The organism is Tindallia texcoconensis (assembly GCF_055383815.1).
The window spans coordinates 2,585,461-2,609,005 of the sequence record NZ_AP042431.1 but is presented as its reverse complement, the minus strand read 5'-3'; the positions used below and the strand labels follow the sequence as shown (position 1 = coordinate 2,609,005).

The 23,545-nt window shown below is 38.2% G+C and carries 19 protein-coding genes and 1 riboswitch; of the genes, 2 read left to right on the top strand and 17 right to left on the bottom strand.

Going from position 1 to position 23,545, the window contains the following annotated elements; translation table 11 throughout:
- Positions 1-171 precede the first annotated feature (171 nt).
- The 8 genes from recD2 to ACZ47N_RS11785 all read right to left on the bottom strand — a co-directional run bounded on the left by recD2 (position 172) and on the right by ACZ47N_RS11785 (position 8,916).
- Positions 172-2,310 (bottom strand): SF1B family DNA helicase RecD2, encoded by a 2,139-nt coding sequence (gene recD2, locus ACZ47N_RS11820; RefSeq protein ID WP_464886745.1) that lies wholly within the window; start codon positions 2,308-2,310, stop codon positions 172-174.
- 45 nt (positions 2,311-2,355) lie between these two features.
- Positions 2,356-3,906, bottom strand: a complete 1,551-nt coding sequence (locus tag ACZ47N_RS11815; RefSeq protein WP_464886744.1) for a GNAT family N-acetyltransferase — start codon at positions 3,904-3,906, stop codon at positions 2,356-2,358.
- 17 nt (positions 3,907-3,923) lie between these two features.
- On the bottom strand, positions 3,924-4,592 hold the full coding sequence (locus ACZ47N_RS11810) for a class D sortase (RefSeq protein WP_464886743.1): 669 nt from the start codon (positions 4,590-4,592) through the stop codon (positions 3,924-3,926).
- Positions 4,593-4,623: 31 nt separating this feature from the next.
- Positions 4,624-5,292, bottom strand: coding sequence for a hypothetical protein (locus ACZ47N_RS11805; RefSeq protein ID WP_464886742.1), 669 nt, complete (start codon positions 5,290-5,292; stop codon positions 4,624-4,626).
- A 131-nt stretch (positions 5,293-5,423) separates the two neighbouring features.
- Positions 5,424-6,272, bottom strand: coding sequence for an HDOD domain-containing protein (locus ACZ47N_RS11800; protein ID WP_464886741.1), 849 nt, complete (start codon positions 6,270-6,272; stop codon positions 5,424-5,426).
- A gap of 123 nt (positions 6,273-6,395) precedes the next feature.
- Entirely contained in the window at positions 6,396-6,896 is a 501-nt protein-coding gene (locus ACZ47N_RS11795; RefSeq protein WP_464886740.1) for a prolyl-tRNA synthetase associated domain-containing protein, read from the bottom strand.
- Between the two features lie 31 nt (positions 6,897-6,927).
- Positions 6,928-7,755 (bottom strand): peptidoglycan editing factor PgeF, encoded by an 828-nt coding sequence (gene pgeF, locus ACZ47N_RS11790; RefSeq protein ID WP_464886739.1) that lies wholly within the window; start codon positions 7,753-7,755, stop codon positions 6,928-6,930.
- A 141-nt stretch (positions 7,756-7,896) separates the two neighbouring features.
- Positions 7,897-8,916: an ABC transporter substrate-binding protein gene (locus ACZ47N_RS11785; RefSeq protein ID WP_464886738.1), complete on the bottom strand. Its 1,020-nt coding sequence runs from the start codon at positions 8,914-8,916 to the stop codon at positions 7,897-7,899.
- Positions 8,917-9,001: 85 nt separating this feature from the next.
- Positions 9,002-9,104, bottom strand: a riboswitch (TPP riboswitch).
- 271 nt (positions 9,105-9,375) lie between these two features.
- Between ACZ47N_RS11785 and ACZ47N_RS11780 the strand changes: the two genes are divergently transcribed.
- Positions 9,376-9,696 (top strand): hypothetical protein, encoded by a 321-nt coding sequence (locus ACZ47N_RS11780; protein WP_464886737.1) that lies wholly within the window; start codon positions 9,376-9,378, stop codon positions 9,694-9,696.
- Positions 9,697-9,783: 87 nt separating this feature from the next.
- Here the strand turns inward: ACZ47N_RS11780 and ACZ47N_RS11775 are convergent, their stop codons facing one another.
- From ACZ47N_RS11775 to ACZ47N_RS11745, 7 genes are all read right to left on the bottom strand, one after another.
- Positions 9,784-10,584 carry a mechanosensitive ion channel family protein gene (locus ACZ47N_RS11775; protein WP_464886736.1) on the bottom strand — a complete coding sequence of 267 codons (801 nt, stop codon included), beginning with the start codon at positions 10,582-10,584 and terminating at the stop codon, positions 9,784-9,786.
- 90 nt (positions 10,585-10,674) lie between these two features.
- Complete coding sequence (locus tag ACZ47N_RS11770; RefSeq protein ID WP_464886735.1) at positions 10,675-12,804, bottom strand: heavy metal translocating P-type ATPase; 2,130 nt, start codon at positions 12,802-12,804, stop codon at positions 10,675-10,677.
- Between the two features lie 12 nt (positions 12,805-12,816).
- Complete coding sequence (locus tag ACZ47N_RS11765; protein ID WP_464886734.1) at positions 12,817-13,176, bottom strand: ArsR/SmtB family transcription factor; 360 nt, start codon at positions 13,174-13,176, stop codon at positions 12,817-12,819.
- Between the two features lie 98 nt (positions 13,177-13,274).
- A complete protein-coding gene (locus ACZ47N_RS11760) occupies positions 13,275-13,700 on the bottom strand; it encodes a peptidylprolyl isomerase (protein ID WP_464886733.1) in 426 nt (141 codons plus the stop codon).
- A gap of 46 nt (positions 13,701-13,746) precedes the next feature.
- Entirely contained in the window at positions 13,747-14,685 is a 939-nt protein-coding gene (locus ACZ47N_RS11755; RefSeq protein ID WP_464886732.1) for a diguanylate cyclase, read from the bottom strand.
- A gap of 50 nt (positions 14,686-14,735) precedes the next feature.
- Positions 14,736-16,928, bottom strand: a complete 2,193-nt coding sequence (locus ACZ47N_RS11750) for a TIM-barrel domain-containing protein (RefSeq protein WP_464886731.1) — start codon at positions 16,926-16,928, stop codon at positions 14,736-14,738.
- A 74-nt stretch (positions 16,929-17,002) separates the two neighbouring features.
- Positions 17,003-18,232 (bottom strand): GGDEF domain-containing protein, encoded by a 1,230-nt coding sequence (locus tag ACZ47N_RS11745; protein WP_464886730.1) that lies wholly within the window; start codon positions 18,230-18,232, stop codon positions 17,003-17,005.
- 209 nt (positions 18,233-18,441) lie between these two features.
- Here ACZ47N_RS11745 and ACZ47N_RS11740 point away from each other — a divergent pair, with 209 nt between their 5' ends.
- On the top strand, positions 18,442-20,055 hold the full coding sequence (locus ACZ47N_RS11740) for a putative manganese-dependent inorganic diphosphatase (RefSeq protein WP_464886729.1): 1,614 nt from the start codon (positions 18,442-18,444) through the stop codon (positions 20,053-20,055).
- A 49-nt stretch (positions 20,056-20,104) separates the two neighbouring features.
- Here the strand turns inward: ACZ47N_RS11740 and ACZ47N_RS11735 are convergent, their stop codons facing one another.
- Together ACZ47N_RS11735 and ACZ47N_RS11730 are read right to left on the bottom strand one after the other, a co-directional pair.
- Entirely contained in the window at positions 20,105-21,805 is a 1,701-nt protein-coding gene (locus tag ACZ47N_RS11735; protein WP_464886728.1) for a phosphoenolpyruvate carboxykinase (ATP), read from the bottom strand.
- Between the two features lie 69 nt (positions 21,806-21,874).
- Positions 21,875-23,521 carry an amidohydrolase gene (locus tag ACZ47N_RS11730; RefSeq protein WP_464886727.1) on the bottom strand — a complete coding sequence of 549 codons (1,647 nt, stop codon included), beginning with the start codon at positions 23,519-23,521 and terminating at the stop codon, positions 21,875-21,877.
- Positions 23,522-23,545: the final 24 nt, after the last annotated feature.

The following is a 23,545-nucleotide window of genomic DNA, read 5'->3' as shown; positions in this document are numbered from 1 at the left end:
ATGTGCAATATGAGTATATTCAAGATGATTCCTCGTGTCAAATATCTGAATTTTAAAAATCCACTTCTTTAGATGTAATAAATTAAGCTATATCAATATTCTTGCTAATTGCCACAAAATTTTAGTAAATAAAAAAAATCATTTGTCCTTATAGTGCGGACAAATGATTTTTTATTTCTTACATAAATGCTTTATTCGTCTACTAAGCCACGTGTTTCGATCTTCCACTTTGTTGTTTTTCACCGCCATGGCTATTGCTTTTTTGGAACCTATCAGTACAAGAATTTTCTTTGCTCGTGTCACACAAGTATAAAGTAAATTTCGCTGCAACATCATAAAGTGCTGGGTTGTCAAAGGAGTTATGACAACAGGATATTCACTTCCTTGGCTTTTATGAACTGTCATGGCATAAGCCAGCACAATTTCATCTAATTCGGAACTATGATATTCTTTAACGATCCCATCAAAATTTATGTAAAGCTTTTGATTCACATCATCTACTCCAGTAATACGCCCTATATCTCCATTGTAAACATTTTTATCATAATTGTTGCGGATCTGCATTACTTTATCTAATAGTCGAAACTGAGTACCACCATAGATCATTTTCTTTTCCTGTGGATTTAATGCCTCCTGTAAAAGTTGATTTAATTGAAAAGCACCTGTACTCCCACGTTGCATTGGACACAGTATTTGGATATCCTGTATTGGGTCTATCCCGTAATATTCAGGCAATCTTTTGCGACATAACGATAGGATTTTATCAGGTATCTGGTCTGGTTCTTCAGATTCCATATAGAAAAAATCTCTTTTATGGTGGCCTTTTAGGTAAGGAAACTCACCTTGATTAATACGATGAGCATTTGTGATGATTTGACTTCCTTTGGCCTGTCTAAAAATCTGCTGCAGCTTAACCACTGGAATACATTCCGAAGCGATCAAGTCTTTCAATACATTACCAGGTCCAACGGATGGCAACTGGTCCACATCTCCAACAAAAATCAGTGTCGCTTCCTTTTTCAAGGCTTTCACTAGATTATACGTTAAAACAATATCCAGCATAGATGCTTCATCAACAATAAGGACATCGCAACTAAGTGGATAATCTTGATTTTTTTTAAACCCTTCACCTGGTTTGAATTCCAACATTCTATGAATTGTTTTTGCTTCGCGTCTGGTGGTTTCTGCCAGTCTTTTTGCCGCTCGTCCTGTTGGTGCACAAAGCTTCACTTTCGCCTTTAACATTTCAAATGCCTTAATAATCGCTAAAGTAGTGGTGGTTTTTCCAGTCCCAGGTCCACCCGTTAGAACCATCATCTTGGACTGAATAGCCTTATGGATAGCCTGTTTCTGAATGTCGTGATATCGGACCGAACTCTTCTGTCCATCCAACAACTCTTCCACGTCTGTAGATGCATAAAATGATTTTATTTCTAGAAGCTCTTTGATCTTTTTGGCAACACCTGATTCGCTATGAAAAAACACTGGTAAATAAAGAGAGTCCTCTATATCTTTAACAATTCTACCTGATTCTAACATATCCTCAATACCTTTTTCAATTAATCTTTTTTCAGCTTCCAATATGACCTCTGCCGCTTCAACTAGTTCCTGTTTTCTTGCATAGCAATGTCCTTCTCCAGAAAGTTCACTCAATACATATTGTAACCCTGAACGTATTCGCTGAGGAGAATCTTTTTCAAATCCCATGTTTGTTGCAATCTGATCGGCTGTCTTAAATCCAATGCCCCATATATCTTCCGCCAATCGATAAGGATTTTCTTTGACCTTGGGAATACTCTCATTCTGATAGGTTTTATATATTTTAACGGCATAGGCCGTTGATACTCCATGGGATTGGAGGAAAAGCATAACATTTTTGATATCCTTTTGAGCTTCCCATGCATTTTTAATGGTAACCGCTCTTTTTCCACCTATACCTTCTACTTCTTTCAAACGCTCTGGCTCTTTATCTAATACATTCAAGGTATCTTCTCCGAAGTATTCTACAATTCTCTTTGCATTGACTGGCCCCACACCATGAATCAATCCACTTCCCAAATACTTTTCGATTCCCTGCCTAGTTGCTGGCACTTTTTCCTTAAATTCAGTGACAGAAAACTGTTTTCCATACTGGGGATCCATTTTCCACTTCCCCTTTGCTTCCAAAACAGCTCCTACATTGACTTTACCCAGGATCCCCACCAGCGTAACTAAATCTTGAAAGCCTTTTACTTTTGCTTTAATAACGGCATACCCGTTTTCTTCATTTAGATAAGTGATTCTTTCAACCAATCCTCTTATTGTCTCCATTCTTATTTCCCTTCTGGTCCATTTTAATGGTTATCTTTCAGTTCTTTATGTCTGAAGGTTTTCTCTGACTGGATTTGTTTCATAAACGTCTTTTCTTCGATCTTTTAGTTGGGTTACAGTCCCTGCTTTTCTATTACGCCTTAGAATTTCCAAGTCTACATCCCCTACAACAATCGTTTCAATATTGGGAGTGCACTCACCTACGATCCCATCTCGCGCAAAAGAAAAATCCGATGGTGCAAAAATACCAGATTGTGCATACTGCATATCTGCTTTCTCAACATGTGTCATATTTCCCACAGTCCCAGCAATTACAGTATATATCTGATTCTCAACAGCTCTTGCCTGGGAGCAATAGCGAACCCGTAGATAGCCCTGCCTGTCATCTGTACAAAATGGTACGAAAATAATATTGGCTCCTTTTTCCATGACAATCCTTGCCAATTCAGGAAATTGAATATCATAGCATATTAAAATCGCTACTTTTCCACGATCTGTCTCAAAGACATGGGCTTGATTACCAGGCTGAATTCCCCACCATTTTTTTTCTTCTGGAGTAATATGAATTTTATACTGTTTATCAATTTTACCATTTCGATGAAACAAGTAAGAAACATTATACACCGCACCATTTTCTTCAACAAAGTGTGATCCTCCCACAATGTTAACATTGTTTCGTACTGCAAGTTCAGAAAAAAGCATAATATAGCGTTCCGTATATTCCGCTAATCTTCGTACCTGCTTGCTAGGGACACGCTCATTCAGAAACGACAATAATTGCACTGTAAAAGACTCGGGAAAAACCACAAAATCACTTTCATAGATTGAACTGGTTTCTACATAGTACTCGCATTGACGTGCAAATTCTTCAAAAGAATCTATTCGTTTTAGAGCGTATTGGACCGCACAGATTCGCACCGGAAAAGCTCTAATAAAATGCCTTTTGCTTTTTGGTAGGTAATCCACATTGCTCCATTCCAATAAAACTGCAAAATGCAAAGATGCTTCATCGTCCTCTAGGTATTCGGAAATAATTCTTTTTACAACAAATCCATTCATAATTTGAAAAGTCAATACTGGATCATATAGTTCACGATTGACCACCTGTTGCACATATTCTCTTGGTTTTAGTTCCTTAGCATATTTGTGATAGTATGGAATGCGCCCACCAATGATCATGCTTTTCAGATTCAGTTCCTCTACTAGTTCTTTTCTAGCTTCATATAATCGTGTCCCTATTTTAAGCCTACGGTAATTTGGATGAACCATCATGGCAATCCCATATAGGTGAAGACCGTCTGGATCATGGTTGGCAATATAGCCATAATCACAGACCTCATCGAAATTATGTATATCTTCATACTGATTAAAATCTATGATCAAGCTAGAAGAAGCACCTATTATCTCCCCATCGTACTCAACGCAATGTTGCCCTTCCGGAAATACAGCGATTTGACTTTCCAAGTGACCTTTTTCCCAAGGATCCATTTTGGGAAAACAAATATGAGAAAGCGCTACAATAGCGTCTATGTCCTCTTCTCGTAAGTTCCTCACTATTAAATTTTTTTCTATTTGTTTTAAATCAATACGTTCCACGCGTCTCGCTCCTTTTATTATAATAAACTGGCACTTTCATGCGCTAAAGGAAGTACCTCCTGCAAGGAAGCAAATATAATCAATCTATGGGTAGCACGTGCAATAGGTGTGCATGTGATCAAGGTCAAAAGAGATTCTCTATTGGTACCCATGGTGATCCATATTTCAGATGCTTCCACAAATGTGATCGATTCAACTACGTACCGATAGTGATGGTTTTTGTCTTCAAAAAAAATTTCATCCCCCACTTCAATTTCATCTAAACGATTAAAATGACTTCCATACTGATACATACGATGACCAGTGATGACAAAATTCCCTTCTTGTCCTGGCAAATCGCTGCTGATCATTCGTGCCAAACTTGTATTTAAGTTTGCTGCACTTGCATTTTCAATCACTGACATGACAAGGTTAACTTTAGGGATTTTCAGTTGCCCTATCGCTTCTCCTGACTTAAATTCTGAGTTTTTACTCAGACCTTCCAACAGTGATTCATGAGGTAGACTTTCCTCTTCTTCTAATTCATCTGGATCTACATCCTCTTTCTCCATTACATCCACTTCTTCCACTTCTATTGGAACATGATGCTGCCCAGGTCCATTAAGAATTTGTATAGTAGCCACTAGGATCATAAGAAGTATTATCATGGATAAAAGAATTTTTCGCCTAGTCCATCTTTCTTTCATTCCAATTCCTCGCCCTCATTTTGATAATCTATCAATTAAATGGTAGCTGTTTAATAACCTTAATGTCCTCTGGCAACTCAAATAATGTTTGAGGAAATGGTCCTTCTATCATTTTCTCATAGGTTCTGCCATGAATTCTTCCATCCGCCATTTCCATTTCTTCTTTTAAGGGAAGACCATATTTTTTAGAAATCCATACTCGATAGATTTCTTCTTGGCCACCGTGGGTAGATTTATTTTCTAGCAAAAAAACTGATTGTCCATTATATTCTTCTTCCTTTACTGAAGAGACCCGGTCTATAAAATTTTGATCAAATCGACTTTCCGCCACCGCATAGCGACTTTCGTCTAAATCTTGAGGTAATAACTCCACATCCGCATACGTGTACGCAATTGCTTCTTTCGCTTCTGAATCAATTTGATAAAAGGTTCCTTCGCTTTGCCTAGTCAGTAAAACCATTTTTTCTCCGGTACTCGCATTGACCATTTCAACTCGTCTAGCGTAGCCCTGACTCCACACTTCCATGGTTCCCATATGATGATCCGAAAATTTAAAGGATGTTTGATAATAATATCCTTCCAAGTTCGAAGACTTATTTAATACCTGCTGCCAACTCTCAGCAAAGATAGCTTCTATCCCTCCAAAAACTCCAGCTAAGCTGGTTATCGATAAAAAAAGAAAAACTATTTTTTTAAACACTGAAGATCCCTTCTTTCAAAAGGTTTTTTATCTTTTACCATTTATACAAATCATAATACCCTATGGAAACAAATTGTTAACAACACAAAAGAGGATGCGGAAGCACCACACCCTCATCATGAAGATCTCTACTAGTTGCTAAAGGCATCGTCATCGTTTACCAAGTCAATTAATTCCGAAAGAAGTTCCTGCAACTGGTTCTCTGACACATTCATTGTTTCCATAGCCTTTGTTGAGAAAGAATATTGCAGTCCATCTGCTCCCATCTGAATTCCCATCATCATTACCATGGCATCTGCCATATGAGTAATGGCAACCAGCTTTTTGTTGATAATCGCTTGCTCTGGATCATGATGACACGCAATGGACTCTACCAATTCTTCTGGTAAATTCCATTTTTCTGCTATTTTAGCTCCAATCTGACCATGATGAAACCCGAGAATTCTTTCTTCCGCTTCCATAAACGGAATCTGCTCTTGTTCTACCGTGGCCTGTACTGTTTCCATTTCTTCTTTAAGATAATGGTCCATCACAACCTTCCCCACATCTCTTAGCAGTCCAGCGACATAAGCTTCATCTGGTTTTGGATAACGAGCTTTCTTGGCAATCAACTTAGCTGCAATTGCACAAGTTTGCGACTGGTTCCACAATGCCTCTTTTTCCATTCCATACCCAGGTAATTCTCTAGTCATCATCTTACTAACTGTCGCTGCTAGGGCAATGCTTTTAATCGCCTGAAACCCAAGGACAACTGTAGCTTGAGAAATAGTGCTGATCTTTCTAGAATAACCATAGTGGGTGGAGTTAGCAAAACGCAACACCCTCGCTGTCAGGCTCTGATCTTGAATAATTTCTTTCTCAATGTCCTGCACCGTAGATTCAGGATCCTCTGTTAACTTAATAATTCGAGTCACCGTAAGTGGAAAGGCAGGAATATCCTCTACACGGTTGACAACTTCTTGCATGGTAATTTTTTTCATTAGGATCGCTCCATCCCTAAAGTATTGTTAACCAATTCTTCATTCTTGATTTACTCTACTTTTATTGTATACCCTTAGGCCAATAGATTAAATAGTGAAGTGGTATTACTTTAGTAGGGTTAACTACAACTTCACTCTCCGATATTGATTCCCTACCCATTCCAAATAGTTAATGAGATCTACATATTTAATGGATAGTGTTGCTCGATTGTCATTAGGGTGAAATGTTATATATTCAAACTGCTCCGCTTCTTCATCAATAAGTACTAAAGTTTCGTTGTTCAAGTCATTCATTAGACCAAAAGGACTCACAGAGCCAGGCTCTACTCCCAAGTGTTTTTTCAATCTTTCAGGCGATGCAAAGCTCAGGTTTCCATAACCTAGCCTCTTTCCTATTTCCTTAATTTTAAGCGGTTTTTCATTTTCTGTAATCATTAGATAGTGTTTATTTCCTTTATAATTTCTTAAGAATAAATTTTTGCAATGCAGCCCTTCAATGCCTTCTGCATGCTTTTTCGCATCTTCTACGGTATAGGCAGGTGGGTGCTCATGATAGGTGTACTGGATTTTTAATTTTTCTAATGTTTCCATCACTTTTTGTACTTCTGGATTATTCTTTGGCATTGTTTGTCCATCCTTTCTGTTTTCATTAATGTCATGGTGCCAATTGAATCACAGCTGCTAGATTCCCTCTCTTTTCACCCATTCTCCGATGAGAAAAGAGACGTTCAGATTCACAAAAGGTGCACACCTTAGATTTCCAAATATTGTTAGCAAGCACTCCTTCGATTTGAAGAAAGTGTTCATGTACCGACTCCAAGGAGACACTCCATTGTTCTTCCTTCACTTTTTTTAGCTTTGTTACATAGTTAGGAAAGACTTTTACTTGACGGTACACATCTTCTCGAATAAAAAAACAGCATTCTCCTATTGCAGGTCCAATTCCAACTTGTATCGTAGCAGCTTCACTTCCATATACCCTTCTCATTTCTTCGATCATTTTAGAAGCCATTCCTGAAAAAGCTCCTCGCCAACCAGCATGAGCCATGCCAACGACTCTTTTTATCGGATCCACAAAATATAAAGGTGTACAATCTGCATGAAATGTCATCAATGGAATTTCTGGTACATTGGTAATAAGCCCATCGACCCCTTTATATTTTTTAGGAGCCATAATTCCTGCCCCACGATCTTGCTCTGATATCACTCGTATTTTAGTTTGATGGGTTTGGTCAGAAAGAACAAGGTCTTTCCAATTAATCCCAATCGCTTCACCAAACAACTCAAAATTTTTCCTTACACGTTTTTCTTCATCTCCACTGACAAATCCTAAGTTCATACTCTGATAACAACCTTGGCTTACACCACCGTTTCTTGTACTGAAACCGTGAATCACACCATACTCTTTATCCCATCCAGCAAATCCTCCATATTCCACTTTTCCATTTTGAAACCAGTGAAACTTGTTTTTGGTATGCTTCATTTTTTTCACCCTATCATTTATATGATTATGGCATGAACACCTATACACATTCTACCATATTTTTCCCAACAAAATAAAAAAAACATCCGAGTTTGTATTCCCGGATGTTTTATCCAAAATATATGAATAGTGGTCGCACCACTATTCTTCTGTAGGCAGAAACTCATTGGTAAACGCATTTTCTATCTCCAGGTGCTGATTTAGCAGCTCTTGTTCATACATCCAGTCCGCATAATTCTTCCAGATTTCTGGTTTCATTTCCCCCCACCTACTAGCATCCGCCTGATATTCCGACGCCAAAAAAATTTGACTTGCTACGACCATTTTTTCATCCATTTCAGGTACCTGCACCAATAAGTGCTGTGCTGCTTCCTCGGGGTTTTCAATCGCAAATTCATAGCCTTTAGAAACAGCTCTCAGGAAACGTCGTACCAATTCTGGGTTTTCTTCCAATAAATCTTCATTGGATACAATCACCGGTGTGTAAAAATTCAGAGCCGGCTCGTAATCCTGTAAGCGAATAAAATTAATCTCATACCCTCTCTGTTCCGCTGCAACGCCATCCCATCCATAATAAATCCAACTAAAATCAACATGATTCTCTACCCCATCAAAAAAATCGGAAGTCCCTATATTTACAAAGCCCACCTGTTCAATATCTCCACCATCTTTGTCCATTAAGGCTCTAATCATTGATTCCTCCACTGGAGAGCCCCAGCCACCGTAATCTCTTCCTTCGAAATCACGAGGTCGCTCAATCCCTTTTTCTGCTGGTGAAGCAAACCCAGAAGTATTGTTTTGAATAATAGCTGCTATGGCCTTAACAGGCAAGGGAATTTCCGCCGTTCTTGCATAGGTTATTTCTTCTTGATAACTGATTCCAAACTCACCCTGTCCAGCTCCTATCAAGTCTACCGTGCCACCTTGACTAGGTTGGATGATGTCGACCTGGATTCCTTCTTCAGCAAAGAGTCCCAGCTCTAAAGCTGTATAAATGCCTGTATGATTAGTGTTTGGAACCCAATCTAAGACCACGGTTACGTTCTCCATTTCCTTTACATCCTGTACTTCATCGACCTCTGCTCCATTGTTTCCGCAGGCGGTAACTAATAATGTCAAACATACAAACCCTACTACTGCTAATGCTCTTCTTTTTATCATCTGACCTCTCCTCCTAAGATTTTTCGAGGCCTGATCTTACCACGGAAATAAAATAGCCTGCCACCTAGGGGATGACAGACCATTGTTTAAAACGACGATGATCCCTCCGCTGGCATTATCCAGATCAGGTTTCGGGTCGGAAATACTTCCCTCTCAGCCAGAATAATCTAGCTCCCCGTTGATTTAACGTCTTCATTATATTCTTCTCCATTATGTCTGTCAAGCATACCAGTGGTTTAACTTGCTACCGAATAAAATAACGAATCCATAGATATCACAATTGGTTTTAACATCAGGATTATTCTCTTGATTATTTTAAAGAAATCAGATATGATTTAACTATAATGCGAATAAAATAGGGTATCAAAACAATAGAAGGTATCAAGCTTTGGCATACTTTTGAACCAAGGCTTTTACTATATACCAGTCCATGGAATTTTGGTACAGGAGGTGTAATCAATGGATACATTTATATATTCTCTCATTCGAATAACGCTGATGGTTTTAATCTTCAGAGGCGTCATACGTCTAATGGGCGGAGGTGGTTTTGCAACTCGTTCTTTTAAAAAGCCTAAGCCACAGTCCACTTCCCCATCTTCAGCCGAGAGCTCAGAAGCTTCAGAGAAGAAACCAGATCCACCTAAAATGGTGGAGGACGAAGTTACCAAAGAACCAATTGAAGAAAGCAGAGCATACATTTTGGTTGATGACGAAGGGAATCGTCGTTACTTTGCTGAATGGGATTCACGACAACTTTATATTCAATCAAAACTAGGCTAAACTTATTCACCAAACCATAAAAGACCTTTCACTAACTCGAAAGGTCTTTTATGATTTCAACAAATCTAGTGTGGATCTATTGTTTCCTCACTCTTCTCTATGCTGCATATGCACATCCATTTGAGGATAAGGAATATTGATACCTTCTGCGTCAAAAGACACTTTTACTTGTTCCATCATATCAAAATATATGGTCCAATAATCTTGTGCCTGACACCAGACTCGAAAATAAAACACAATAGCACTGTCTCCATGTTCTCCTAAAACAATCATAGGTTCTGGATCTTTCATCACTAGAGGGTGTTCTTCTGCAATCCTTCCTAGGACTTTCTTCACTTTTTGAACATCATCTCCGTAACCAACACCAAACTTAAAATCTACTCTTCTAGTGTCGTAAGAGGAATAATTAATAGCGCTACTGTTGGACAAATTCGCGTTAGGAATAATAATTCTTCGGTTATCTGGTGTATTCAATATGGTATAAAAAACCTGAATTTCCTTAACAGTCCCACCAAAACCAGCGGCTTCTATATAATCACCAACCTTAAATGGTCGTAGAATCAGTATCAGCACACCACCCGCAAAGTTAGCAAGACTTCCTTGTAAGGCCAGACCCACAGCAAAACTCATAGCACCCAGAACCGCTATAAAAGAAGTCATTTCCGCACCTATCATAGAAGCGATACTGATTACCAACAATATTTGTAAAACGATTCGAATCATTGGAATCAGAAAAGATTTAAGAGATTGATCCATTTCAGACTTTTCCAATTTCAATAAGATTATCGTTGTTATTTTTTTAATCAGCCTTAGTCCTACGATCAAAAATATACTGGCCAACACAAGTCTTCCTGCAAAAGCAGATACCATTTCTATTGCATAATTCATTTTCTCACTCCCTTTACTCTTATGATGGATTTTTTCATAGTATCCAATTAGTATGCAATAAACATACCCAAATTTGCATCTCATAAACTTTTAGGAACGCATGACTCGCATTGCGTTAAAAATAGCTAATAAGGCTACGCCTACATCTGCAAAGACAGCTTCCCAAATGGTGGCCATTCCTAAGGCTCCCATTACCATAACAATAGCTTTGATACCTAATGCTGCCATAATGTTCTGCCATACAATGGCATGTGTCTTACCAGCAATTTGAAGGGCATCCAGAATACTAGAAGGAGTGTCTTTCATAATCACGATATCCGAAGCCTCTATCGCTGCATCTGACCCTAAACCACCCATAGAAACCCCAATATCCGCTCTGGCTAATACCGGTGCATCGTTCACTCCATCTCCTACCACCATAACTTTTCCTTTACCCGTTGACTCGCTCATTATTCTTTCTGTTATTTTCATTTTGTCATCTGGTAATAAATCAGCATATACTTCCTCGATGCCTATGGAATGTGCTATTTGATCCGCTATGGCTTTTTGATCGCCGGTTAGCATGATCAAGCGTTTTATACCCGCTTCTTTTAGCCCACGAATCGTTTCTTCCGCATCTGATTTCACTTGATCTCGAATGACAACATACCCTGCATACCTACTATTGATCGCAATGTGAATCACAGTTCCTGGTTGCGTGTACTCCTTTACAGAAATATGGTGTTGTTTCAAAAATCCACTTTTCCCGAGTATTATTTTTTCTCCTGAAATCCTAGCCATAATACCTCCACCAGGTATTTCTTTATGGTCTTCAATGATCTTTTCGTCCATATTCTCCCCATAGTATCTTCGAATTGATTCTGCAATCGGATGATTCGAGTAAAACTCTGCAAGGGCCATTTTTTTAAGAACTTCTTTTTCATCAAATCCATCAGCCACATAGATTTCATCTACTTGAAAAGCACCTTCTGTCAGGGTACCTGTTTTATCAAAAATAACCGTCTTTACATCATTCAATGCTTCTAGGTAGTTTCCACCTTTCACTAGTATGCCTTTCCTAGATGCACCACCTATTCCACCAAAGAATCCCAAGGGAATAGAAATCACTAAAGCACAAGGACAAGAGATCACTAGAAAAATGAGCGCCCTATAAATCCACTCATGAAAATTGGCTTCTTGAATCAGAACCGGTGGAACCAAAGCAATAAAAGCAGCAATCCCCACTACAACGGGTGTATAATAACGGGCAAAGCGAGTGATAAACTGTTCTGTTTTCGCTTTTTTAGCACTGGCATTCTCAACTAATTCCAAAATTTTAGATACTGTGGAGTCACTATATTTTTTATCCACTTCTATAGTTAATAAACCAGTTTGATTAATGGAACCACTCATTACAAGACTTTCAACCATAACCTCTCTAGGCATAGATTCTCCTGTTAAAGCAGAAGTGTCCACCATGCTGTTGCCTAATACCACATGTCCATCCAACGGTATTTTTTCGCCTGGCTTCACTATAATCTGCTGACCTACTTCTACTTCCCCTGGGTTTACTGTATGAATGCCTTGTTCAGACACTACGCTAGCATATTCTGGCTTTATGTTCATTAGAGAGGCAATGGATTTCCGCGATTGATTAATGGCTTTACCCTGAAAGTACTCTCCCACTTGATAGAAAAGCATCACAGCAACCCCCTCAGGATATTCTCCAATGGCGAAGGCTCCTAAGGTTGCTATGCTCATTAAAAAATTTTCGTCAAACACTTTGCCTTTCAATAGATTTTTACCGGCTTTTTTCAATACAGCAGACCCAGCTGCCAAATAGGCCATCAAGTATACTCCAAAATCCATAAAAGGAGGCATTTCTAAGACCCAGGGTACTATTAACAAGACTCCGCTAAGAAGAATCACTCTGATAGATTTATTTTCATCTAGTGCATGATCGTGTTCATCCACCACCTCATTATGATTCAAATTCACAGATTCTTCTACTTCAACAATTTTTACATCCTCTTCAATCTCTCTCGTAATTCTATCAATATGATTCTTTAATCTATCTGTATTCGTCGATGTTTCAACTTCAATTTTTAGCTTTTGTAATACAAAATCCAAGTGAACGCTAATTATTTCATCAAGCCTTCCAATTTCATTCTCAATTTTGGCCGCACAATCTGCGCATCCTAAGTTCCATAACTGATATTCTTTTTTTATGCTTTTTTTCATATGTCTCAACTCCTATTTTGTCTCTTTTATATGTTCTAATCCTTGAGAAAAAACATGCTGTATATGATCATCATCCAAGGAATAGTACATCACTTTTCCATCCCTACGATTTTTAACAACCCTTGCCTGACGTAATACCTTAAGCTGATGGGATACTGCTGACTGGCTCATATTCATAAGATAAGACAAATCACACACACACATTTCTTGAATCCCTAAGGCAAATAAAAGTTTAACTCTAGTGGGGTCTGCAAATACTTTGTAGAAGTTCGCCAACTCTCCTGCGTCCTCTTGAGAAATCATACGGTCTTTAACTTGCTTAACCAATTCATGGTGAATAATGGTTACCGCACATCGATTAGCTTCACTCATTCTCATCTCCCTTTCGTATGAATATCTGTTCATATGTTCAGTTATAGTATAAAATAAAAACCTGATTCCGTCAAGGACCAGGTTTTTATTTTATACTATTATTCTACCGTCACTTTTATCATTTTATCACCAGCTACAATTTGATCAACCACCTCTAACCCTTCTGTTACCTTTCCAAAAACTGTATGGTTCCCATCCAAGTGAGGTTGCGGGCTGTGACAGATAAAAAATTGACTGCCTCCAGTATCTCTTCCTGCATGAGCCATTGATAAACTTCCTCTTTCATGTTTCTTTGGATTGTTTTCAAGTTCACACTTAATGGTGTAGCCAGGTCCTCCCGTACCGTTACCTTTCGGACATCCACCTTGGATAACAAAATCATCAATGACTCGATGAAAGGATAGTCCATCGTAAAAACCTTCTTGAATTAACTTTGCGAAATTCTCCACTGTTTTTGGAGCCTCTTGTTTAAACAACTCCACTAGAATTGACCCTTTTTCAGTTTCAATGACCACTTTTTCCACTAATTCCACACTCCTTGCTATTTTATATTGACATTTTATTTTACCATTATTTTTCCCTTTGGTCTACGGATGCCATATTCCCTTTTACTTGATTCCTACCAGATTTCTTGGCATGATACAAAGCTTCATCTGCCCGCTGAACCAGTTTTTCTTCTCCTTCTTCTTCCGAAGGCATCATAGTGGCAAAACCGACACTCACCGTCACAAACTCGTTTATAGGTGATTCTTGATGTTCTACTTGGAGAGCTTCCACTGCTTGGCGATAATTCTCGGCAATTTTCTGAACTCCTTCAACTGTTGTAGCTGGCATAATGCCTACAAATTCTTCTCCACCATATCTCGCTGCCAAATCTGCAGGTCTTTTAAGCGTGCTTTGAAGGCATTCAGCCACTTTTTTTAAACAGTCATCTCCTTCTAGATGTCCATAATGATCATTATATCGTTTAAAAAAATCAATATCTGCCATTAACACTGAAATAGGTTGTCCATCTCTAAAGGCTCTTTTCCACTCTGATTTCAGAGCTTCATCAAATCTTCTTCGATTAGGAATACCCGTCAGCCCATCTATTAAACTAGCATCTTTTAATAGGTCTCTATAATGTTTTAATTCAAGGTGATTGCGTACTCGGGCTTTAACAATAGACGCACTATAGGGTTTCGTAATATAATCAATGGCGCCTAAGGCCAAGCCTTTTTCTTCATCTTCCTGCTGTGACATAGCCGTTACAAAAATGACTGGAATATCTTTCGTCGCCTCGGAAGCTTTAAGAATTTGACATATTTTATATCCATCTATTTCTGGCATCATCACATCCAGCAATATGAGATCTGGCGGTTCTTCAGAAGTAGCTATATTTAAGGCTGCTTTTCCATGCGTAGCTATTTTTACATTCCATTCGTCTTTTAAGAGTTGTCCTAGCATTTGTATATTCACAGGACTGTCATCCACAATCAAAACCGTTTGCTGCTTTTTAATAATTTCCATAATCAAAATCTCCTCTGTTTGCTGACGTAACTTCCTAATGTTCAAACAGTTTACTTCGATCCTTCATCTACGCCTCCACTACTTACATCATACTGGATTTCCGTACATTCACCGTCCAAATTCACTAGCATAAAATGAATTCTCGTAACAGCAACAGAACCTTTTGCCTCCACATGAATCGAAAAGTCTTTTTGATGTTGACATACTCGAATCTTCATTTCTTTATCCTGCTCTTTTTTGTATTTCATGGTTTCGCCGTCATCGTCATAATAAGAGTATGTGGCTTCTCCATCCACAAAACCGAGTACTGTCAAGCGGCTAAAATCCATATCGCCTACATTTTGTGCGGGTTCAGCCAATACAATCATTTTATTTTTCCTGATGAAAAGTGCTGTTTCGTCCAGTTCCAGATTCATGTAGTGATGTCCTTTTCTGACAACTTGGAACTCATCTTGATGGTTCGTAACCGTTTTCCAGAGAAGCATTTCCTCTGGCACCCATACATAACGACCCCGTGCATTTTCCTGGTAAATAGGTGCCATCATAACAGATTCACCAACAAGGAGTTGATCTTCTACTCCTAAAGATTGTTCATCCTTATATTCAAAAGAAAGAATCTTGAAGTAAAGATCCTGATGGAATATCGCTTTCATGTACTCAGAGTAAATATATGGAATTAAGGCATATCGTAATTCTAGCATTTTTCTCATCGTTTCAGTCGTCCAGTGATCAAAAGCATATGGTTCTTGATTCCTGGTTCCCATTGCAGCATGATTTCGAAAGAGCGGCGTTAACAGACTTGCTTGGGTCCATCGGATCAATAAGTTTCCACTTGCATCAGCTCCAAATCCGCCTATATCGGCTCCTATATAGAGAAACCCTCCCATATTTAAGGCTGGAAGCATTTTAATCATCATCAATATATGCTCCCACCAAGAGCAATTATCTCCTGTCCATAATCCTGCATATCGTCCCATTCCCGTATAAGAAGATCTAGAAAACAAGAGGTATCGTTTATTAGGGTCGATTCCTTCAAGCCCTTCTGCAGCTGATCTTGTCATGTTAAATCCATATAGATTGTGTATTTTGTGATGCTCAATCTTTTTAGATTCACTCATTTGATACATTTGTTGATACGCTTCTGGATTTGCAGACAATTTATCAAAACGATCCTTTAAATCTAAAAAATCTTCTAAATCTATATTTTTCCCTTCACATTCTTTTGCTTTTTCTATAAATGTTTTCATACTCTCTTCGGTATAGAAAATAGCGGGCTCATTCATATCATTCCAAAACCCTTCAATACCACAGTCTGTCAAGGCTTTATACTGTTTTCCAAACCATTGTCGCACTTCTGGTTGTTGAAAATCTGGAAAATGTACCCATCCAGGCCATACTGCAGCCACAAAAGGATTATTTTTATCATCCATGCAATAATATTGCTTGGCCACGCCTTCCTCATACACCCCATAGCCTGATTCTATTTTCACGCCAGCGTCAATGATAGGAATCAAGCGAAATCCTTTTCCTTTCATTTCATCTACAAATTTCTTGAAATTCGGAAATCTACTATCGTCAATTGTAAAATCTTTATAGTTTTCCATGTAGTCAATATCCAAGTAAATCGCATCACATGGAAGCCACTTTTTCCTCATGTTATCTGCTATTTGTTTCACTTCATCCGCTGAAGCATAACTCCATCTTGACTGCTGATTCCCAAAAGCCCACTTAGGAGGAGCATAGCCCTTTCCTTGTAGTTTACGAAAAGAGCGAACTGCCTCCTGACTATCTTTATGTCTGAATATATAGAGATCAAAATCTGGGCTATCAATAGTAATCATCATCTTATCTGGATGCGTAAATCCAATATCATATCGTATTTTACCTGGAAAATCCAAATACATCCCAAGGGTTTTATTCCCCACTACAAACAAGTAATTATGGGCTCCATATAACGCCTTTTTATCAGGCGTATGATTTGGATCATCCGTTGCATAGGATTCTATCACTCGTCCCCTTTTGTTAATGCCACCCATGGATTCTCCAAACCCTACTACCCTATCTTCTTTCTCCAATAAATACGTAAGCACTGTATTTTTATTATTTCTCAATACATCACACTCTAATAGTTCCATCTCCTCTTGAAATGTCAGTTCCTCTTTAGAATAACACAGACTTTCTGTTTCAAAGGGATCACCAAACCGAAATAGTTGAACGTTTCTACCAAGCGTATAGGCCTTCATGCTCTCATCCTTTCGCGTAAAAGAATTTCGTCCTATTCATTTCTACCACTAATTGTCTTATTTATTCTCCTATTTTATTCTTTTATAATAGGATTTACAGCCTTAAATTCAGTGTGATCAAAAAAAGTAAAACACCTTGTTTTTCCAGTGGGTCCACCCGTATTGTTCTGATCTTCTTCAAAAAAGCTCTCGCTTTCCGTCCGATTACGGCCATTCTTTTTCCCCTGATATAATTGTTGATCCGCTCTTCGTATCAATCCATCTGTACTATCTCTAGTCTTGGCAAACGCAAGCCCTATGGTTACGGATATTTTAATGCAGTTATCGTCGATCAAAAAATCTGTCGACTCTATGGCCCTTCGAATTCGCTCACAGGCAAGCCATGATTCTTTAGCGTTCGTATTGGTTAGTAGAATTAAAAATTCTTCTCCTCCAAAACGGCCACAAAAATCCTTGCTTCTAATGGATTTCTGAATAATCAATGCCAAATCCCTCAGAATCATATCTCCTGCTAAATGCCCATATCGATCATTAACGGTTTTGAAATGATCGATATCAAGGAATGCTGCTGAAAGACCATTTTGCTCATTCCTATTATTTTTAATCAGTAGTTCCATAATGGTTGTGATGGTTTTTTTATTGTATATTCCTGTTAATCCATCCTTGGTTCCCTGGATTTCCAATTCCTCTAGACGTTGACTTAAAAATCCAAAAAAATAGAATGAAGAAACAAGTGCTACCAAAGCCCCTATCGAAGTAATGGCAATAGAGTGTGTAAATTTTTGATCATTCTCAATCCTTTTACGCTCATAATCATTATGTAAAATTCCAGTTAATTGATCCGAAAAATTTATAGCCACACTCATGGTATTAATAGATGTCGTGTACGCATTTCGAAGTGTCTCTTTGTCTCCACTATAGTAAGCAGTCAGAGAAATCACGTTGATTTTAGAAGATTCATAGCTTTTATTGATAACATTTAACCAATGGTATTCCTCTTGTGTAAGGTCAAAATCAAAGAGTTCTCTTAATATTTTTGTAATATGCTTATTATTTTGTTCAATAAAGTATAAACTATGTGGATCGTTTCGCTCATAAAAATTTGCTAAGTGATACTGCTGTGATGTGATTCTCCCCTTTAAATCACTAATCATAAGGATCATATTAATATTCTTTTCCGCCAAGCCTTGATGTGTCTTTTGAAGATTCATGGCATAATAGATAGAACTGGCGAAAGCTGTAAAAATAAAAACAATCACCAGAACATACCCAAATTTGATGACCCTTGTTCTAGTTTTCCTCATTATGCCATCACATCCATTTGATTATTTCCCCACGACTTTATAACAATCTTTATAGGTTTACTATTCGACAAGAATTATTAGATTCCTCTAAAAATTCCTAAGTTTATTTTGTTTCATCACTACCGCGTCCCTAAGGTGGGTTTTTTCTTTGTTTTTTGTTATAATACGGTGACTGCTTATTTGAGTCACTCTATTTTAGGAGGCGCTTTATGTCTATTTATGTTTTTGGGCACCAGCATCCAGATACAGATTCCATTGCTGCTGCCATTGCTCTGGCCTATTTAAAGAAACAACAAGGATTGGATGCATGTCCCTGTCGCTTAGATTCTGTAAACAAAGAAACCCAATTTGTTTTAGATTATTTCCACCTACCGATTCCGAGAAAAATTGATAATGTTAAAATACAAGTGCGGGATATCCAATATGACTTTACACAAGGAATCACCCCAGAATGCTCTATTTTAACAGCCTATCAAACCATGGTACATAACAACTTTGAAACACTGGCGGTTTTGGATGAATCTCAAAAACTTCTAGGAATCTTAAGCATGAAAGATATTGCCATGGGCTTGATTAAAGGCAATTTTTATCAACTAAACACTTCACTTCGAAATCTAGCTACTACTTTGGGGGGGACATTGTTAACAGAACAATGTACACAAATCAATGGTTATATTTCTGTTATTGCTTTTTATTATAAAACAATTCAAGGCACCTTAGGGGCTAACAGTATTATTATTGTAGGAGATCGATATGATGTGATTCAACATGCTATCGAATCCGGTGTACAACTCATCATTCTTACAGGAAGCAATACTCTTCCTCAAGAGCTGCTTGAAATGGCCAATGATAATCATGTATCCATTTTATCCGTTCCGCAGGATACCTTCTATACGGCTAAAATCATCGACCAATGTAATTACGTCTCCACCATTATGCGTTCCGGTAATATCATTAAATTTATTGATACCCAGTATTTAGAAGAGTTAAAAGATGAGCTGGCCTCTACACATTTCAGAAACTACCCTGTGGTAGATGCCTGCAATCGGTTTGTTGGATTTATTAACCGGAAACATTTAATGGCTCCTGAGCGAAAAAAAGTGATTCTTGTTGATCATAATGAATCCAATCAGAGCGCAGAAGGACTTGAGGAAGCACAAATTTTAGAAGTCATCGATCATCATAAAATAGGGGATATTTCTACCAGTACACCAATCAACTTTCGAAACAAGCCTGTTGGCAGCACTTGCACTATTATTGCAGAAATGTACCAGGAAGCCTGCATTTCGATCCCCTATAAAATAGCAGGCATATTGATTTCTGGTATTTTATCTGATACCCTTTATTTCAAGTCTCCTACCACTACTTCTCAGGATCGAGATACCGTTTTATTCCTAAATAAGCTATTAAATCTTAACCTAGAAAGCTATGCAATGGAAATGTTTCAAGCTGGCACCTCTCTAGAAGGACAAAGCACCGAGGACGTTTTCTTTGAAGATTTCAAATCATTTTATCTGGAGGGAGAAAAAATCGGCATTAGCCAAGTGTTCACCCTGGACTTACAGGAGATAAGTAATCAAAGAAAAAGCTTACAAGCTTTAATGGAAAAGGTCAAGGATGATGGACGTTACTACATGGTTTTATTACTGGTTACGGATATTTTAAAAGAAGGTTCTTATGTATATTATGTCACTAAAGCTAGAAACTTATTATCCACTGCTTTTTCTTTCCATATAGATCAAGGAACCTTTGTTCCTGGAGTGATTTCTAGAAAAAAACAAGTGATTCCTAGAATCGCAGAAGCAATTTTATCCCAACAATAAAGAAAAGAAGCTGGCCAAATCAACGCATAGCCAGCTTCTTTTCTTTGTCTTATTTTATTTCATGGTCCCCATTCAAAAGTTGTTCCTGTAATTTCTTGTCTTCATCACCATGAAGCTCTGACATAACGGCATACAACGATTTCACCGCTTCGGCGGGCAACGCATCCACTCCATTTTTAACAGTCCTTCTTGATTCTACATATTGAATCCGCTGTACAAAATGAATCATAAACGCTTTACGATATTCAGGGTCTTCAAGATCTGCTTCAAAGCCTTCAATTTTCATGATTTCCATCTCTTCAAAAGGCTCCCATTTAACAAATTCAGCTTTATCTTCTATAATAGATTCAATAATACTTAAGGTGTGTTCTGGTTTTACTTTTTTCCCCATAAAATGACCTGTGTTAATCACATAGCAGTCAACACCTGCCTCAAACAAACTTTTAAACAATTTGTAATCCACGCTTAAGGGATATGTTCGAAATGGATTTGCATAGGGTTCTACCACTAATTGATCTGGATTTACACCTTCAGGAAGTTTTTCCGCTGAACTTCTCTTGGTTGCTAGCGTCGCTCCCATCACAGACCCAAGCGCTGCTCCTTTTAACTTGATTATTGGCGGCATGGTTGGGTCTTTCATAATCCAGAAGATAGAGTTAATTGGGTCATCTATTCTATCTACCCGATCTGCCGCCCATAGCTTGGACTTAATAGCCCGTCCATTTCCGTTTCTTAAATCTTCAGTAACTGGATAAATTTTTCCGTCCTCATACATAATAGCACCATTATTTTGTATCGTTAAAATATATTTATTATCCTCGCAATTCATAGGATAATCCTGGGTTTTGTCAAAGTAGGTCGGCTCCAAGGCAATGGAAGTCTTGTCTTCTATATTAATAATAAAGGCATCGTCATGGAGAACTGTTACATTGTATTTGTTTTCATGCTTTGCATGGGTAATCGTAGATTTTCCAGATCCAGAGAGTCCAAAAACTGCAATAGTATTCTTTTTTCCAGGTAAATTGTAGCACTTTAATCCACCATGACAGGCCGCATAACCATTTCTAGCTGCTGTTCCCCACGCTAATGTTAAGGTCCCTTTTTTGTATTCACCAAAATACTTCATTCCAAGAATAGCCGCACAGTTATGCGTTGGATCAAAAAACGTAAGGCCCATAGGGTGGTTTGGATGGGACCAGTCTGGATCACTAAAAATGATAATATCGCCTTCTGGAATTTTTTTCGAGTACTTATACATCTCTGAGTAAACTTCGTTTACGTACTGAAAATTTAGCAACCAACTATAAAATATATTTTCGTGATTTTCTGGGATCAACAAATGAGCTTTCACCATGAAATTTCGATGCAAACCAATAATCACGTCTCCATGATATAAAGATTTTTTCCGTGTATCATAAATCGCATCACGAATCAAGGCTGAATAGTAAGTTAAGTCTACATCTGGATCTCCAGCGATGCGCCTAGCTGCTGCGGCTCTTCCAAAGGTGTTCCCATCATTAAAGAGTAGTGCATGTGCATCTTCTGGTAATCCTTGTTTTTCTGGTTCATAAATAGGGATTCCTGTTAAGGATATGGTGCCAGGGCTTTTTTTTGCAAGTTGATAGGCTTGAGCTACGGTCTTAACAGATTGAACATTGTTCTGATAAAATGCAGTTTGAATAGTAGTCCTAATCTGAGATTTAATTGCATCAAACTCTTCTTTTCCCTTAAATCGATTAATGGTACTCATACTTTACCTCCTGGATTTTCAGTTAATTTACTGCCGAAATAGCAACTGTTTATCATTGTAACATGAGGATCAAAAAACGTGAAGCGATTCTTTTTTCCATTTAATTTCTCCGCCAACAATTGTCATTTCTACTTTTACATCTTTTATATCCATGGGTGCTATCGCAAATGGATCCTTATCTACCACAATAACATCCGCTAATTTCCCAGGGGAAATGCTGCCTTTTAACGCTTCTTCGAAGGAAGAATAAGCTGCATTAACGGTATAGGTTTTAATGGCTTCCTCCACTGTTAGGCTTTGTTCTGACAACCAACCATTCTCCGGTTTTCCATCTTTATCTTTTCGGTTAACGGCTGCGTATATGCCATAGAAAACATCTGGATCCTCCACAGGAATATCCGACCCTCCTGTCAAGCATATCCCCATATCCGTTAAGGTTCTCCAATTATGACAATCCCTCTCCCTTTTGCTTCCTAGACGACTGTTCATCATTGGCCAATCCGTTGCTGTTTGAGCTGTTTGTATGTTTAAACAGACATCTAGCGACTTAAGCCTTTCATATAACCCTTGATCCCCTACCTGACAATGAACAATCCTATGTCGCAACTCTTTAGGCGACTCAAACTGAACTTGTTCATAGATTTCAATTACCATTTCAAGAGCTGCGTCACCAATGGCATGGAGACAAACTTGCATATCTGCCTGGTGAGCCATTCGTACATTTTTCAACAACTCTTCTTTTTCATAAACTAGAATCCCCTTGTTTGTGGAATCATCTGAATATCCTTCCCTAAGTGCTGCTGTTCTAGCTCCAATGGTTCCATCGCACCATTGCTTCATTGGTCCAATTCTATAGGAATCATCTCCCTGCCCTGTTCTCAAACTCTGTTTAAGAAATTCTTGAATATCTTCTTTTTTAGGAAGGGATATTTTTTGATAGACTCGTATTGGCAGTTCTCCATCAGATGCCATTTTTTGATACGTTTCTGCTATAGCTTCGAAACTGCCACTATACCCAAGGTCATAAGAATCTTCTGTATGGACAGATGTAACCCCATATTTAAGCAACTCAGCCGATCCTTTCTCGATGCCTTTTCGAATATATGAATGTCCGTCGGTAAAACATCGATTCTTTTTAAACCATTCAAGAGAAGCTTCACGAATAACTCCATTTGGCTCTCCAGACAAATCATGGTCAAAGGATCCGCCAGCTATGAATGTATCTTCCGTCACCCCAACTTCCTTTAATGCCATGGTATTAGTAGATCCTATATGACCACATACCCGCAACAACAAAATAGGATGCTTGATGCTAATCTGATCTAAGTCATGACGATCCGGAAATTTAGGCTTTGAAATAAAGTTATTCTGATTCCAGCCTCGTCCAATAAGCCAATGTCCTTTCGGTAAAGGGTTCTTTTCAAGATAACGTTGACATAGGTTAATCAATTCATCAATCGATTTTACATTGCTTAAATCTACTGTCTGTAATGAAATACCATATCCTACTAAATGGGTATGGGTATCAATAAAACCAGGTAACATGGTTTTACCACCCATGTCTATCACCTCTGTGTTTTCGCCTATGGTTTTCATCACCTCTTTTTTATCTCCTACTTTTAAGATTCTATCTCCCTGAAAAGCTACGGCTTCGCAACTCTCACCATCCATTGTATGTATATGTCCATTTATAAACACCTTGGTCGCTGCCAGCATATCTTCATCTCCTTATTCAATGAT